Origin of the sequence: Microcoleus harperi Pol14_C6, from assembly GCF_036701295.1 — a bacterium.
Classification (GTDB): domain Bacteria; phylum Cyanobacteriota; class Cyanobacteriia; order Cyanobacteriales; family Microcoleaceae; genus Microcoleus.
The window spans coordinates 30,741-46,723 of record NZ_JAUBQN010000010.1 but is presented as its reverse complement, the minus strand read 5'-3'; the positions used below and the strand labels follow the sequence as shown (position 1 = coordinate 46,723).

General features: G+C 46.5%; 8 protein-coding genes. 6 read left to right on the top strand and 2 right to left on the bottom strand.

Annotation, left to right across the window (positions count from 1 at the left end; genetic code table 11):
- Positions 1-77 precede the first annotated feature (77 nt).
- A complete protein-coding gene (locus QUA27_RS10095) occupies positions 78-1,202 on the top strand; it encodes a PD-(D/E)XK nuclease family protein (RefSeq protein ID WP_333067746.1) in 1,125 nt (374 codons plus the stop codon).
- Positions 1,203-1,583: 381 nt separating this feature from the next.
- Here QUA27_RS10095 and QUA27_RS10090 read toward each other — a convergent pair whose 3' ends face one another.
- Both QUA27_RS10090 and QUA27_RS10085 read right to left on the bottom strand, forming a co-directional pair.
- On the bottom strand, positions 1,584-9,200 hold the full coding sequence (locus QUA27_RS10090) for a hypothetical protein (protein ID WP_333067745.1): 7,617 nt from the start codon (positions 9,198-9,200) through the stop codon (positions 1,584-1,586).
- A gap of 975 nt (positions 9,201-10,175) precedes the next feature.
- Positions 10,176-10,325: a hypothetical protein gene (locus QUA27_RS10085; RefSeq protein ID WP_333067744.1), complete on the bottom strand. Its 150-nt coding sequence runs from the start codon at positions 10,323-10,325 to the stop codon at positions 10,176-10,178.
- A 38-nt stretch (positions 10,326-10,363) separates the two neighbouring features.
- On the opposite strand from QUA27_RS10085, the gene QUA27_RS10080 reads away from it, so the two are divergent.
- The 5 genes from QUA27_RS10080 to QUA27_RS10060 all read left to right on the top strand — a co-directional run bounded on the left by QUA27_RS10080 (position 10,364) and on the right by QUA27_RS10060 (position 15,778).
- Positions 10,364-10,651, top strand: coding sequence for a hypothetical protein (locus QUA27_RS10080; protein ID WP_333067742.1), 288 nt, complete (start codon positions 10,364-10,366; stop codon positions 10,649-10,651).
- 158 nt (positions 10,652-10,809) lie between these two features.
- Positions 10,810-11,601 carry a sigma-70 family RNA polymerase sigma factor gene (locus QUA27_RS10075; protein ID WP_333067741.1) on the top strand — a complete coding sequence of 264 codons (792 nt, stop codon included), beginning with the start codon at positions 10,810-10,812 and terminating at the stop codon, positions 11,599-11,601.
- Positions 11,591-12,751 carry a DUF1822 family protein gene (locus tag QUA27_RS10070; RefSeq protein WP_333067740.1) on the top strand — a complete coding sequence of 387 codons (1,161 nt, stop codon included), beginning with the start codon at positions 11,591-11,593 and terminating at the stop codon, positions 12,749-12,751. Before QUA27_RS10075 ends, QUA27_RS10070 begins: the two co-directional genes overlap by 11 nt.
- A gap of 31 nt (positions 12,752-12,782) precedes the next feature.
- The gene (locus tag QUA27_RS10065) at positions 12,783-14,675 is read left to right on the top strand and encodes a CHAT domain-containing tetratricopeptide repeat protein (RefSeq protein WP_333067739.1); all 1,893 of its coding nucleotides are present in this window, start codon (positions 12,783-12,785) and stop codon (positions 14,673-14,675) included.
- Entirely contained in the window at positions 14,672-15,778 is a 1,107-nt protein-coding gene (locus tag QUA27_RS10060) for a hypothetical protein (protein WP_333067737.1), read from the top strand. Before QUA27_RS10065 ends, QUA27_RS10060 begins: the two co-directional genes overlap by 4 nt.
- The last annotated feature ends 205 nt before the right edge of the window (positions 15,779-15,983 follow it).

Sequence of the window (15,983 nt, the reverse complement as noted above, 5' to 3'; positions counted from 1 at the left end):
AATTATAAGTTAGGTAGCTTGATCCGCTGGCTAGAGCAGTACGGTAAACTCACTTGTTGAGAGTAAAACATAGGTGAATGTTAGTGGCGCTTTTCAGTCGGCTCCTAAATCTCAATACAGGTAGTATTCCGCTAGAAGATTTCTTCACTGAGTTGGTCGCTTACCTCTTCAGTACAGACAAGGAAATTCTATATTCTTGGCTCAAAAATATAAACTTATTGGATATAAACATTTATTTTGATGCCTATGTTTCAACACAGAGGGAGTTTGAGCCTCTTGATGATCATCGTTTAGCTAGCCGCCCAGATATCTTAATTGAGCTAGTAGATACTAAAAGTCGTAGCATCATCTTTGTCGAAAGTAAGATTGGCTCTCAGGAAGGCTACGAGCAGCTTTCAAGGTATGCCGAGATTTTGCATGGAATTTCAGGGTTCCAGCACAAATTTCTTTTGTACATTACTCGTGATTTCGATCCAAAAGATCAAAAAGATATTTTCAAGAATATTTCTCAATCTACCGTTCAGTTCAGGCAATTGAGATGGCATCAGTTCTATCGATTTTTGAAATCTCAGGCAGATACAATGCTTGTTCAAGAAATTGTGACATTTATGGATGAGTATCGCATGGCACATAACAATCAGTTCTCTTCTATTGACGTGATTGCGTTAGCAAATTTCACAAAATCACTAAAACTTATGGAAGAGACAATGTGGGGAGAAGTCAGTCAGCGCTTTGAGAAAGTTCTGGGAGCACTTAAGCAAAAGTCTACAGCTCTTACCCAGGTTCAATGGCATGGGCGGTATTTAATGACTGCCTCAATGCCAAGTGGAAGATGGTGGTGTGGTCTAGGCTTTATTCTAAAGACATCACATTTAACTGATTATCCAATAGTACGTCTCGTACTTGAAGTAGATCCTAATTCACCGCGTCGAGCAGAAATTATTGAAGCGATGAAAGATATTTGCGAACAGTACGGTTGGAGGGGTTATAACTTAGATAGCTCAAAAGACTGGGCAGGAATAGTTCGAGACAAAAGTTTACAGGACTTTCTTTCTGAAGAAGACCATGTGGTAGCTATCAAAAGATTTTTCCTGCAAGCACTAGATGAGTTAGAAAAGATCAAAGATCAGTATTCAAAACTTCCTTGGGTAGCAATTCAAGGCAATGGAGAAAGCTCTGATGATACGTTGCCAGCTACCTAACAAATCGTTGCAACGGCGGAATAAAGATAATCGGTGGGGATGCCAGGGTTACTAACCGCCGTTGAACTCAATCGTTAGACCGCTAGGTTATCTGTCAGGGGGCAATCGAAAATTGTCGTTGGGGTGAGATTTCCGGAGTGGGTTTGCATCACTGTTTAATGAGCGATCGCAAAGTTACTTGTGAAGATCCTGAGCCAATTTATCAGACTAATTGGTAAAATCAATAGACGCTAGCGATCGCCCCCCTGCGACAAGCTAACACCTCCAATACTTTCACCGATTCTCAGACAAAGAGATGCTCAAAATTACTGCAAAAAACCCGGTTTATTCAAGAAACCGGGTTTTTATCTATTCGATCGCCCTCAGCCCAACCTACAATTACTACAAGCTAGAAATGCCAGTAAAATCGCTATTTGCGAGTGGGTTGCTGGGACTTGCAGCCGGAGTAATTAAGAGGCCGCTGTCCTGAGTAGAAGTATTAGCAGTAGGATCGATCGCAGTACCAATACTCGCGGCTTGCAAAGGAATAATTGGCTGAGTTTGAGCGCTGGTTAGAGATGTTAACAAGCTGTTAGAGTCGTAGATGAGAATGTCATCATCGATGCCGCTAAAGCTGTTCATCGTTGGAATTGAACCGCCATTCAGCAAGATGTCATCGGTAGTAGTTGTGACAGAAGTTACTGTCAAACTACCTGGATTAGTAGCTGTTGTTAGCGGTGGGAAACTTATGGCTGCTGGTGCAGTAGTCGTACTGTTTGGCTGACTAATTGATTCAGTAGTCGTGCTGTTTGGCTGACTAATTGATTCAGTAGTCGTGCTGTTTGACTGGCTAATTGATGCAGTAGTCGTGCTGTTTGGCTGACTCATTACTGTTGCAGTCGTGTTTGATAAGCCAGCGGTAGAACTGTTATCAATCAACTCATCATCCTCACTATCAACAGGTTCGCCAGTTAAAGAATCGACAGGCGAAGGAGTATTGAAAACTCCAGGCAGCGGGTCTCCGGGGGTGATGGAAATAAAGCGAGAACTGTCGATCGCACTGAATTGAGTGTCTTTCACCCAAGCTAAATGTTCGCCGGTGCCTGCGATGCTAATCAAAGCATCGTTAGTATAATTTTCGCCGCCTTGAACGATTTGCAATTGGTCATAAGTGAGGTTTTGTGCGAGTCCGAAGTAATCGCGATCGCCCTGGAAGTAGAAAATGTTATCAAGTCCCGAACTTGGTGATAGCACAAATATGTCGGAACTACTGCCTCCAATCAGCGAATCTTGGCCGTTCCCGCCCTTGAGCACGTTGTTACCTTCGCCACCGTAGAGACTGTCATCGCCATCGTTACCGTTCAGGCTGTCATTGCCACTGCCACCATTTAAGAAGTCGTTGCCATTACCGCCATCAAGGGTATCGTTGCTGCTGCCACCATCGAGACTGTCATCGCCTTCGTTACCCAAGAGGTTGTCGCTGCCAGCTTCCCCAGTTAGCAAGTCGTTGCCACAACCGCCGTCAAGGGTGTCCTGACCGGCACCTCCGAGCATGGTGTCGTCCTCGCATTCGCCGAACATTAAGTCGTCGCCGTTACCACCGCCCATCCAGTCGTTGCCACCACCACCTGTGAGGGTATCGTGGCCGGAATCGCCTGTGAGGGTGTCGTCGCCGGAGTCGCCGACAACCATGTCGTTACTGGCCCCGCCGTCCATCAAGTCAGTTTCGTCGCCGCCGTAGAGGGTGTCTTCACCAACTTCGCCTAACATCGTGTCTTGCCCTTGACTGCCAAACATCAAGTCGTTGCCGGCACCTCCGAACAGTTTGTCGTCGTCGATGCTGCCGTCAATTTTGTCGTTGCCAGCGCCGCCGAACAGTTGGTCGTTGCCCGTACCGCCGAACAGTTGGTCATTGCCAGCGCCGCCGTCTATGCTGTCGTAGCCGGAACCGCCATCGATTTTGTCTTCACCTGCTTCTCCAAAAATCAGGTCGTCGTCTTCGTCGCCCCAAATGTTGTCGTTGCCGGCGTTGGCGAAAATCGAGTCGTTGCCGGCTTTTGCCCAAATGTTGTCGTTGCCATCGCCGCCGAGAATCGAGTCTGCGCCGGAACCACCGTCTATGTTATCCTCTCCGGTTTGTCCGAGGAGGGTGTCGGCTGCATCTCCGCCGTAGATTTGGTCGTTGCCACGACCGCCGTCGATCAAATCTTGGTCTTCACGGCCGTACAGTTCGTCGTCGCCGTCGTTGCCCCACAGCGTGTCATTTCCGGTGCCGCTATCGAGGAAGTCGTTGTCGTCGTTACCTTCGAGGCTGTCGTTGCCGGATTGACCGAAAATTCGATCGCGCCCTTCTCCCCCTGCTAAAGTATCGTTGTTCGCCCCGCCGTCGATGTAGTCGTCGCCGCTGTTACCGTCGGCGATATCGTTGCCGTCGTTGCCGAAAATTCGATCGCGCCCTGCGCCGCCAGTTAAGCTATCATCGTCTGCGCCGCCTTCTAGGTAGTCGTCGCCATTGTTACCGGAGAGGGTATCTTTGCCGATTTGACCGAAAAGTCGATCGGCCCCTTCGCCACCATCAAGGCTGTCATTGCCGGATTCGCCCCACAGTTGGTCGTCTCCAGTTTGTCCTAACAGCGTATCCTCGTTATCTCCACCCCACAGTTGGTCATTATCGGCATTGCCTTCTAACAAGTCATTGCCTTGGCGACCGTATAATTTGTCACTGCCATCATTGCCGGAGAGAGTGTCGTTTTCGGTACCGCCATCTACAAAATCGTCGCCTGTTCCGCCAGCTAGGGTATCATCGCCACCTTCCCCGTAGAGGCTGTCATTATTTTCGCCGCCGTCGAGTTGGTCGTTGCCGAAACCGCCGAACAGGGTATCGCTGCCGGATTCTCCCAGCAAATTGTCGTTGTCGTCTCCTCCCCAAAGAGTGTCGCTATCGTCGCCACCGAACAGGGTATCGAGGCCGGATTGACCGTAGAGGCGATCGCGCCCTTCGTTGCCCTGAAGCAAATCATTGCCGGAACCGCCGTCAACAATGTCATCGCCCCGGTTGCCGATAACCGTGTCATCACCGACTTGTCCGAACAGACTGTCGTTATTATCACCACCGTCGAGAATGTCGTTACCGTCGCCACCTTCGAGGGTATCGTTTTCAGTACCGCCGTCGAGGGAGTCGTTGCCGAGTTCCCCAAAAAGTCGGTCTGTTCCTGAGTTGCCTTCCAGGATGTCATCGCCACCGAAGCCGTACAGAGTGTCGCTGTCAGCTTGACCGAGAAGGGTATCGCTGCCGTCGCCTGCTAAAAGTGAGTCGTCGCCGAAACCGCCTTGCAATAAGTCGTTGCCAGCTTCGCCGAACAGGGTATCTTTGCCGTCGCCACCGTAGAGGGAATCGTTGCCTTCGCCAGCATCGAGGATGTCATTGCCAGATTCCCCAAACAAGTTGTCATCGCCGGCTTTGGCTGATAAAGTGTCATCGTCTTGACCTCCCCACAGATAGTCATTGCCATTTCCGGCATCTAAAATGTCTTTGCCGTCGCCGCCGTAGAGGGAATCGTTGCCTTCGCCAGCATCGAGGATGTCATCGCCGTTTTCGCCGTAGAGGTAGTCGTCGCCAGCTTGGGCTGATAAAGTGTCATCGTCTTGACCACCCCAGAGGTAATCGTTACCTGCGCCAGCATTGAGAAAGTCTTTGCCACTATCGCCGTAAAGGGAATCGTTGCCTTCGGCTGCATCGAGGCTGTCGTTGCCGCCTTCGCCAAACAGGTAGTCGTCGCCAGCTTGGGCGGATAAAGTATCGTCGTCTTGACCACCCCAGAGATAGTCGTTGCCAACTCCGGCATCGAGAATGTCTTTGCCGTCGCCGCCGTAGAGACTGTCGTTGCCTTCTGCTGCGTTGAGGCTGTCGTTGCCGCCTTCCCCAAACAGGTAGTCATCGCCGGCTTGGGCGGATAAAGTGTCATCGTCTTGACCACCCCAGAGATAGTCGTTGCCAACTCCGGCATCGAGAATGTCTTTGCCGTCGCCGCCGTAGAGGTTGTCGTTGCCTTCGGCTGCATCGAGGCTGTCGTCGCCCGCTTTGCCAAACAGGTTGTCGTCGCCTTCTTTGCCGAGGAGGATGTCGGCATCGTCGCCACCGTAGAGTTGGTCGTTGCCGAGGCCGGCATTTAGGGTGTCTTTGCCGCTGCCACCGTAGAGATAGTCGTTGCCTGTTCCGGCGTCTAGGGTGTCGTCGCCTGCATCGCCTGCGAGAGTGTCGTTGCCGGCTTCGCCGATTAGGGTGTCATTTTCGTCGCCGCCGGAGAGTTCGTCGTCGCCGATGCCGCCGTAGATGAGGTCGGTGCCTCCTTCTCCGTAGAGTTTGTCGTTTTCGCCTTCGCCGTAGATGATGTCTTTGTCGTCGCCGCCGTACACAAAGTCGTCGCCAGCGCCGCCGTAGAGTAAGTCTTTGCCTGTTTCGCCGAAAATCGTGTCGTTGCCGTAACCAGCGTCTCCGGCAACGGTGTCGTCATCGCTACCGGCATAAATTAAGTCGTCGGCGTCGCCGCCTCGGATGTAGTCTTGACCGGCTTCGCCGTATAGGGTGTCTCTGTCTTGGTTGCCGTAGATGCTGTCGCCGCCTTCGCCGCCGTAGATTAGGTCGTTGCCGAATTCGCCGTAGAGTTGGTCGTCGCCACCGAGTCCGTTGATGCGATCGTCCCCAGCATCGCCGATGATAACATTAACCGTATCGTCGCCGGTAATATTATCGTCATGCCGAGAACCGGCGACGTTTTCAATGTCGGCAATTTTGTCTTGATTTCCCCAACCGTCGGTAGCATCGCCTGTTTGTAAGTTGACAGTAACGCCGTTCGGGTCGCGGCGGTAGCTGAGAATGTCGATGCCTTCTCCGCCGTAAAATGAGTCATTGCCGGCATTGCCAATTAATAAATCGTTGCCTTCTAAGGCCCAAATTCGGTTATCTTTTTCGTTGCCAATTAAGATGTCTTCAAAGCGAGTACCGATGATATCTTCTAAGTTTCTCAAAGCATCGGTAGTGCCAAAACCGTCTTTACCAGTACCAGCAGCAATTTCAAAATCCCGTTCGAGTTCCGTGTAGTATTCGCTGGGATTAACTGCGGTGACGAATTCTTTGAAACGTTGATTGGTATTAGTTTCGTAGTCGCTATTTTCGTCAATATTAACGATAACCCCACTGGGAGAATTGATGTAATTAACGAGGTCGATTCCTTCGCCGCCGTCAATTAAATCATCGCCGATTTCTCCGATTAACGAGTCATTGCCAGTACCGCCAAATAATTCGTCATTGCCAGCGTTGCCGTTGAGAGTGTCATCGCCTGCTTGGCCTAAAAGTACGTCGTCATCGAAGCCGCCAAACAGGGTATCTTTGCCGTCGCCACCGTCTATGTAGTCTTGGCCTTGACTGCCGAAAAGGTTGTCTTCGCCTGCTTGTCCGTAAATATCATCATCGTCAGTTCCCCCATCAATAATGTCTTGGCCGTCGCCACCTTCCAGCCAGTCATTATTTTCGTTGCCTTGGATGACATCGTTGCCGGCTTGTCCGTAAATTCTGTCATCTCCGGTATTGCCCAGAAGCGAGTCTTGGCCGCTGCCGCCATCGATGAAGTCGTTGTCTGCGTTGCCTTCTATGGTGTCGCTGCCGTCTTGTCCGTAGAGGATGTCTTCGCCTTCGTTGCCTTGGATGAAGTCGCGGCCACTGCCACCTTCGGCGTAGTCTTCGCCTTGGTTGCCTTGGATGATGTCGTTGTCTGCGCGGCCGTAGAGTTTGTCATCCCCACTGCCTCCGATGAGGATATCGTTTTCGCTACCGCCGTCTAGGATGTCGTCGCCATCTTCACCAAAAAGTTGGTCGCTGCCAGCTTCGCCGTAGAGTAAGTCGGCATTTAATCCACCGTAAAGTTGGTCTTGGTCTTCGCCACCATATAAAGAGTCGTTTCCGGCTTCTCCTTGTAACAAATCATCGCCTTGTTCGCCTCGCAAGTCGTCATTTCCAGCGCCGCCATTGAGGGTATCTTTGCCAGTTCCGCCGTAAAGAGAATCGTTGTTTTCTTCTCCTTTTAAATCATCGTCTCCTTCTTCGCCATAAAGTTTGTCTTCACCTTGGCCGCCGTACAAGGAATCATTTTCGGTGCCGCCGTAGAGAGAGTCGTTGCCATTTTCTCCTCGGAGGTCATCGGCACCTTGTTCGCCGCGAAGTTCGTCTTCGCCATCGCCACCGTATAGGAAATCATTATCTTGGCCGCCGTAAAGGGTGTCGTTGCCGTTTTCTCCTCTTAAATCGTCGCTGCCTTCATCACCTCGAAGGTCATCATTGTCATCGCCGCCGTAAGCTGTGTCATTATCAGTGCCACCGTAGAATGTATCGTCTCCTTTTTGTCCCCAAAAAAGGTCGTTTGCGCCTTGACCGTAGAAGATATCGCTGTAGTCACCGCCAGTCATTTCATCAGCAAAATTTGAGCCGCTGATGATTTCGATATTTCCAAGGATATCTTCAGTACCGAAACCATCCTGAACTTTGTAAACATCGGAACCATCCAGCATCATGGTTGCTTCAACCTTGATTCCACTTAAGCTACTGGAGTAATCAGCGGTATCAATTCCTTCTCCTCCATCGAAAAAGTCGTAGCCGGAGTCACCTCTTAATTTATCGTTGCTGCCTCCACCTCGCAAAACATCGTTGCGATCGCCTCCTACCATTTCATCATCCGTTTCGCTGCCTTCCATCCAGTCATCATCTGTGGTTCCGGCAACACTGGCTTGACCTGGCGCTTCGATCGCTGAATTGGGAAAGTAGAAACCCTGAGAGTGAAGGTTGTAGACTGTGTTTTTGAAGTAACTTTGAACGTCCGATCGACTTTGATAATTTTCGATAAGATGCGAATCACCTAAGCCGCCAATGCTAGGAAGCATACTAAAAATCTTGACAATTTTGTCCCAGAAAAACGGATGTGAGTCAAATTGCAGTAACGGAACTGGATCGCCAGGATTTTTAATATTGTTTTCGGCAACACTATTCCCTTTAAAAGAGTGAATGCCACCCGCATAAAGATAACTTGTCGGCGAACCCAACGCTAATACGCGAATGCGATTGCTGCCCCCAGAATTCATATCAATGAGTCCATCTTCTAGGAAAAAGTTTCCCTGAGAATGACCTAGGAGAATCAAGGAATTATTTAAATTTTCAGATAGCCAGGTTTGAGCATCTTTTGTCCAATCATTAATACTCTGAAACAGTGGTTTATTGTCCCAATATTGCTTCAGCGCTTCCTTAATATCTTCCGGGGCAGCGTAAATTAAACGATCTATGAAAGTATCGATTGCCTCCCCATATACAGGAATCAGCTTAATTGCATTTTTAATGAAATCAAATATCTGAGCAGTAAAATCAGGATCTTTTAGGGCATCTTTAGGACTATCGAGCTTGATAAACTTCTCTGCTAGCTCCCAACCTGATTTAATAACTTCAAAAACATCCAAAAATTTCGAGAAGTTATCGAATATTTTTCCAATATCTGCGCCATTTTTCAATTTATCCAAATCTTGTTTAAGCTCAGTGACATCTTCACCAGCATTTTGCAAAGTCTCTATTTGTTGTTGCAAATCCTTGTATTGATCTACCTTATTTTTAGCTAAGTCAAATGGTAAATCTTTAATTGATTCGATGATATCACCCACTAAAAACTTGATAGCAAAAACTCCTATGTCAGCCCAATCATTACCCGTACTATCCGAAGTGTTACGGTACTTAACATCGAGATTGATAGCGCCTTTTGAGATAGAATCAAAATTTTTAAGAAGAACATCTTTCTGATGTTGTCCGGCAGGAGCCAAAAGATTGCCATGAAAATTCCAAATGCCATCAAAACCTCGAATATCTTTTTTATATTTGTCTTCGACTGTCCGGATTCCATTGATATATACCACAGAAATTTTCCCTGAATCTTCAAGGCGTTGATTCCAGACTGCATCGAAATCAAATTTTTTAGAAGTAGCCATGATTTTTATCCTCGCGTGGTAGATACTATGTGTGCTGAAAATTGACAAAGCGACTCTATCGACAAGCCCGATCGCACTTCTGCACTTCTGCACTTCTGCACTTCTGCACTTTCGTACTCTCTAGCTGTCGTATATCCGTCATTTACCCAAACTGAAGTCTCGCGAAATGCGATCGGATCGCACTTCAACTCTGTTGTCGCAATTACCAGTTCAAATCAACTCAATAAATGCAACCGTGGAAATAGACTAAACCAACATCGGAAGAAGCCCTTTCCAATATCCGTTGGGATGTTGGTTCGGATTTCGATCGGGAAGTTACGGGTGATGCGACTTTTGAATAAATCTCAACAAGTGCGATGAACTTCGGAATTTCCCTTACGTTTATTTATCAGGGTGATCTCAGTGGTTTTATGCAAAACTCTCAAGTTTTTTTTGATAAAGTTTTGCAAACACTGGTGAAAGTACGGAATCACGGATGTTTTTGGGATTTAAGGGCGATCGAATCACCCGCTTTCCCCACGATCCGGCAGGGAATGAATTCCCCGCCTCATAGCCAAAGTCCTCTGAAAGAGGACTGGTAAATTCTTCAGTCGTCTTCAGACGACTTTCGCTTTGAGGCAGGGGTTTCAACCCTTGCCGGACTTGGGGATTGCGAGATAGCCGGATGGCGCGATCGATCTGGTTGTTAACACCAAAGATCGATCGCCCCTAAAGCCTGTTTGTTGTTCCTGTTTATTTATCAGGGTGAGCTCAGTAGTTTTATGCAAAAGTCTCAAGTTGTTTTGGTCAAGTTTTGCAAACACTGGTGAAAGTACGGAACAACGGGTGTTTTCGGGATTTAATGGCGATCGAATAACGCGCTTCCCCACATTCCGGCAGGGAATGAATTCCCTGCCTCATAGCCAAAGTCCTCTGAAAGAGGACTGGTAAATTCTTCAGTCGTCTTCAGACGACTTTCGCTATGAGGCAGGGGTTTCAACCCTTGCCGGACTTGCCAGACTTCGGGATTGCGAGATTGCCGAATTGCCCGATCGATCTGGTTGTTAACACCAAAGGGCGATCGCCCCAACCGCCTAACTGTCCCTCGTACTTATCTATCAGGGTGAGCTCGGTAGTTTTATGCAAAACTCTCAAGTTTTTTTGATAAAGTTTTGCAAACACTGGTGAAAGTACGGAAAAACGGGTGTTTTTGGGATTTAAGGGCGATCGCCCCTCCAGCCTTTTTGTTCTTCCTATTTACTTATCAGGGTGAACTCAGTAGTTTTATGCAAAACTCTCAAGTTGTTTTGGTCGAGTTTGGCAAAGACTGGGTGAAAGTACGGAATCACGGGTGTTTTCGGGATTTAAGGGCGATCGATGTTACGCACTGGTGGTCAGAAACCGGGTTTTTCGCAGAATACTTCGTTAAAAACCTGCATAAATCGCAAAAACCCGGTTTATGCAGGTTTTGATGGGTCTTAACAAAAATTCACATCTAATTTAACGGCCAAATCCACCGCACAGCAAGACTTTCAAGCATCCCCTCAAAAAAATTTCAGAATTTCGCATAAATTCCTCCAACTTACCCTGATAAGTAAATGTAGGAACAAAGTTGCGGCCGCACTTAACTATGACTGATAAATCCAACCCCTCCGAGGGAGAAGACCACTTATCCGACGAATCCGATGCTGTTGAGTGCTCAGTAAAATCGGAAAAGTTCGATCGATCTCCCGCCCACCAGCAAATCCTCGAACTCGTCACCAAAGCTTGCCAGCATCCCCCCGGCAGTCTCCAGCGAGGTCATTTGTTGAATCAACTAATTCGAGAGATTCTCAAATCCGGCAAACTCTGGAAACAAAAAACACCTTACTATGAAGAGGCATTGCAAGAAACATGGATCTATCTCAATCGAAATTTATGTGAAGCTACCACAGCAAAACGACCTTACGATCCCGAAGAAAGCCTGATTACGACTTGGTTAAATCGCTATCTTCAAATGCGGCTGTTAGATTGTCGTCAGGCCCCAATCAAAGAAAGTGACACACCAAACCGCCGTCGAATAGCGTCCTCAGAAGGAAAAGAAGACGAAAAAACTATCAATCCCATTGACTATCTCGCCGCCGATCCTGATGTAACTTTCTATGTAGACGAAGTTCTCGCATGGATAGAAACCGATCCAAATAACGATTTAAAAAGCAGACACGTTAGAGGCAAACCGCAGATAAATTGTCAATTTTTATTGCAGCGAAAATGTTTGTACGGTCAAAGTCTTCAAGAACTCGCAAAAGAGTTTGGCTGCGCGCAGTCTACTTTATATCAATTGTTCAACAATGACTGTCGTCATCTGCTGCAAAAATTTTGCGAAGACCAAGGATATCAAACTTTAAATATACCAGGAGTGTACCATAACAATGAACCATAACAACCTTTGGGAAATCGAATCTTTGCCGATGCCAATTACTCAGAAGGCACTGCAACTTGCTCAGCAGTTTGCCACCCAACAGCGCCACCCGCAAAGGCACGAGCAAGTTTATCTCAATACTTTGGCAGTGCTGGCAGTTCGCGATTATCTAAAAATCATTGATATTGAAACTGACTTGACTGAATGCGATAGCTGGAATCCCGTAATTCGCCTGTTTGCAGATGCAGGAGATTTGTATGTTACAGGATTGGGAAAAATCGAATGCCGTCCGATTAAAAATCGGCATCAAAATCAAGAAACTAGCAACCAGAATTCATCTGCACATCCGCCTGAGATTTGCCCGGTGCCAGTAGAAGCAAGGGCAGAACGCATCGGCTATATTGCTGTAGAAATTGATGAGGAGGAAAAGGAAGCGAGATTGCTTGGTTTTTATCCAAATGCGGATGCGGGGGAATTAGTATTGAGCGAATTGTATTCCCTGGATGATTTCTTAGGGCATCTAGAACATTTGTTGGAGTCTAAGATTAACCTCAGTCAGTGGTTTATGAATGTATTTACGGCTGATTGGCAGCCTTTTGAAGCGGTATTTAACCAGCAGGCACAAACTTCTCCTGTTGAGATTGAAAATCCGGTTAAATCTAACTTAGGCAATTGGTGGCAAAATTTTGTAGACATATGTTTGCAGCAATTGGATCGAGGTAAACAAAATTTAAAAAACCTGAGTTTCCCTGACGAAACCCCCAGTTTTGCATTACGAGGAGGTGGAAATTCGAGAGAAGAATCTGCGTTACAGGGCAGTCAAAGTAGCATCAATAGGTTTCCCGAAGCCGATGTCACGCGGGCTAAGTTGATTGACTTGGGAATGCGACTGGGAAGGACAACGGTTGCTTTGTTGGTGGCGATTGCTGAAGAGAGCGATCGCACTGTCAGAGTTCACGTTCAACTGCATCCGGCTATCGGAGAACGTTACCTTCCCCAGAATATTAAACTTTCCTTAATATCCGACATCGGTAAAAATCTAACCGAGTCACAATCAAGGATTCAGGAGAGGTACATTTTGCTGAGGGATATTGAGGTCGAGCGAGACGAGAGCTTTAGTATTCGAGTAGCTTTAGATGATTTCAGCGTCACAGAAAATTTTGTGGTATGATATCTCGATTAACTCTACTCGCGTCTAATTTATGAGCTTAAGATTTATCTTGGGTTTAGGGATTGGGGATCTACACAAGGGTTTTCCCGACATCACAGGAGAGTTTCAAGAAAACCAAACAACAGTTCATAAATTTAAAGGAAGTTTGCCACCAGCCCCGGAAGTTGACGATCTGCAAAAAAGATGGCAACTTATTTGTCGTGCGGGACAATCTAGCAACATCCTTTCTAGAATTAAAGTTAAGGCTACAGGGACAACCAATATTTCTGAAGATAATCCTCAATTGATCTATCAATATTTGAATGAATCTATGAGGCTGTGGCTGAGTAGTGAGGAATTTTATGGGGGAATAGAGGAAAATTTTAGAAGTGTAGTCGATGCAGTTGGTGGCAAAACTCAGTGCTTTGAAGTATTTCTCGAAATCAAAGATTCGGAAAATTGGCATCTGCCTTGGGATGCGTGGAAATTTCGCGAAGATTACAAAAATTGTGAGATAATCAAAAGTCCGTCACAGTATAGAAAAGCTCTAAAAAAGGCAACTGCAGGAGGAATGCCTCTGCCTTCGCGAGGTAGAATTTTATGTGTATCCGGTAATAGTGACGGACTCGATCTGCGACAAGATGAGAAAAGTCTTCAAAGGTCTTTTGGCGATCGCTGCGAGTTAGAATTTATGCAACAGCCAACACCTCAACAGTTGCGCGATCATCTTTCACAGGATGAAAAAAACTGGCAAATTTTATATTACGGCGGACATAGCGATAGCAATGCTGTCAATGGATGGCTCCAGATCAATCAAGCAAATTGTGATAATAATGTCACAATAGACTATTTAAAAGAGGGATTAGAAAAATCAATTTTTCAAGGATTGGAGTTGCTAATTTTAAACTCTTGTTCGAGCCTCCAATTGGCAGCAGATTTAGTTGCGGGAGGCTTGCCTTTACCGTCAATGATTGTGATGCGTGCGCCGATACCAGATAAAATTGCTCACGATTTTGTTAAGTCTTTATTCGGATATTTAAGCAAAGAATATCCTTTGTTTTTAGCAGTACGAAAAGCTAAGGATGATTTGCAGAAGTGGGAATCTGAGTTTCCCGGCGCGAGTGCGATACCAGTGCTCTGTCAGCAGCCAACTTTTGAGGGGTTGACTTTACTATTAAAGCGCGTGAAGCGCAGTTATCCCCTAGGGAATCGCCCGCTGGTTGCTGTGGCAGATGTTTTGGGTGATACTGGGGGCGATCGCCCAAACAACGATATCTCTATTTTTATTTCTAAATTGATGCCGCGCCTGGGAATCGGTTTAGCTACTACCGCTAGCAGTTATATGTTAATGGGTCCGATACTTGCCCCAGTTGCCAATCAAATTGGCATGGAAAACCACCGTCAAAATAAACCTTTAATTGCTAAAATATTCTACAAATTAGCAAGCTTAATTAACCTAAATTATGCTCAGCCTTACTATAATTTAGCTGTGTTGTGCGACGAATTAAATGACGATAGAGGTGCCTTAGAGGCAATGCAAAATGCTGTATTGCGAGGACTTCCTGATGCTTCTGCTCAAATATCTAAATTATTCATTCGCAATGATAAACACCAACCAGCTTTAAAGGCGATTAACCTTTGTTTAGAACACGCTAAATACGACGGAGTAAAAGCTGCTTGTATCAAAAATCGCGGCTGGATAAGATTCAAAGAACAGCAATATGACGATGCAGCAATAGATTTTAAAACAGCAATTGGATTGACAGACAAGAGCCCAGAAGCTCACTGTTTTTTAGCACAGGTCCTGGAAACTAAAGGTAAACCTCATCAAGCGTTATATCACTGGAAAAAAACGATTAAATATTCTAAATCTAGCGTACCAGAACAAGATAAATGTATCCAGATTGCCAAACAACATTTACGAATAAAAGGAAATATCAAGTGAAAATCAGGATTTCAACTTTTATAGCTTTAAGTTCGATCGCAACTACCGCACTAGCAGCCAGTAACAGAATATCCAACGGACTGATTATCCATACTAGCGGGGAAGTTGCGATCGAGCGCCAAAACGGGCTAATTGTCCGCCCTACTAGCGGTACGCCGATTTATCCGGGAGACACACTGCGAACAGCACAAAACGCCCAACTGACCATCCAATGTGCAGATTTGGGAATTAAGTCGATCGCACCGGGTGAAAATCAATTGAATAGCTGTTTGTTAGCCAAAGAAGAGTCGAAATCTGATTGTAGCGCCGACTTGATTAAATGTCCCGATCGCGGCGACGGTAAAATTGCTTGGAATAGCGCGCCAATTCCTTATATTATCAGTCCGCGGCGGACGAAATTGCTCGACAGCAAACCAATTTTGCGGTGGAATCCGGTTGCTGGTGCGACTAGCTATAAGTTGAGCCTCCGCGAAAATGGAGCGAAATTAAACTGGGAAATGACTGTTAGCGGTACTGAGGCTGTGTATCCGGGGGAACCGGCGCTGAAACCGGGTGTTAAGTACAGATTGATTGTCGAGGCGAATACGGGTGCTTCTTCAGAAAGTGCCGTGGGAGAAGGAGATACAGAGTTTAGCTTGCTGGATGAGGGTGAGGTGGAAAGGGTGAAAAGTGAGGTTGGGGCGATCGACAAACAAGTACCTAACGAAAATGCTAAAAAATTAGCAATTTCTACCATTTATCTTAACACAAACTTGATTGCCGAAGCAAGAGAAATTTTAGAAAAGTTACAAGAAACAGGCGTGGAAACACCGCCCATTTATCGCACGTTGGGCGATTTGTATCTGGAAAAGCTACAACTGGTTCCCCAGGCTGAAGTTTACTATTCCAAGGCGATTAATACGGCGAAACCTGACGATATTGAGGAGTTGACAGCGGCTCGATACGGATTGGGGCAAGTTCATTCAGCGATGAGAAACAATCTGGAAGCTATGAAATATTTGCAAATGGCAAAAGATGGATATACAACTTTGGGAGATTTGCCAATGGCCCAAAAGGTAGAGAAGCAATTGCGAGATTTGCAAAGGAGAGAACAGAGGAAATAGTAACTGGCTGTGACGTTAATTCCGGCAGGGGTTGTGACGTTAATTCCGGCAGGGAATGAATTCCCTGCCTCAAAGCAAAAGTCCACTTTAGTGGACTGATATCAAAGTTTTTTCTACAGTCTTCTTCAGTTGTGACGTTAATTCCGGCAGGGAATGAATTCCCTGCCTCAAAGCAAAAGTCCACTTTAGTGGACTGATATCAAAG

Coding starts and splice junctions, on each gene's coding strand:
- QUA27_RS10095 (WP_333067746.1), top strand. CDS start 78: ATGTTAGTGGCGCTTTTCAGTCGGCTCCTAAATCTCAATACAGGTAGT.
- QUA27_RS10090 (WP_333067745.1), bottom strand. CDS start 9,200: ATGGCTACTTCTAAAAAATTTGATTTCGATGCAGTCTGGAATCAACGC.
- QUA27_RS10075 (WP_333067741.1), top strand. CDS start 10,810: ATGACTGATAAATCCAACCCCTCCGAGGGAGAAGACCACTTATCCGAC.
- QUA27_RS10070 (WP_333067740.1), top strand. CDS start 11,591: ATGAACCATAACAACCTTTGGGAAATCGAATCTTTGCCGATGCCAATT.
- QUA27_RS10065 (WP_333067739.1), top strand. CDS start 12,783: ATGAGCTTAAGATTTATCTTGGGTTTAGGGATTGGGGATCTACACAAG.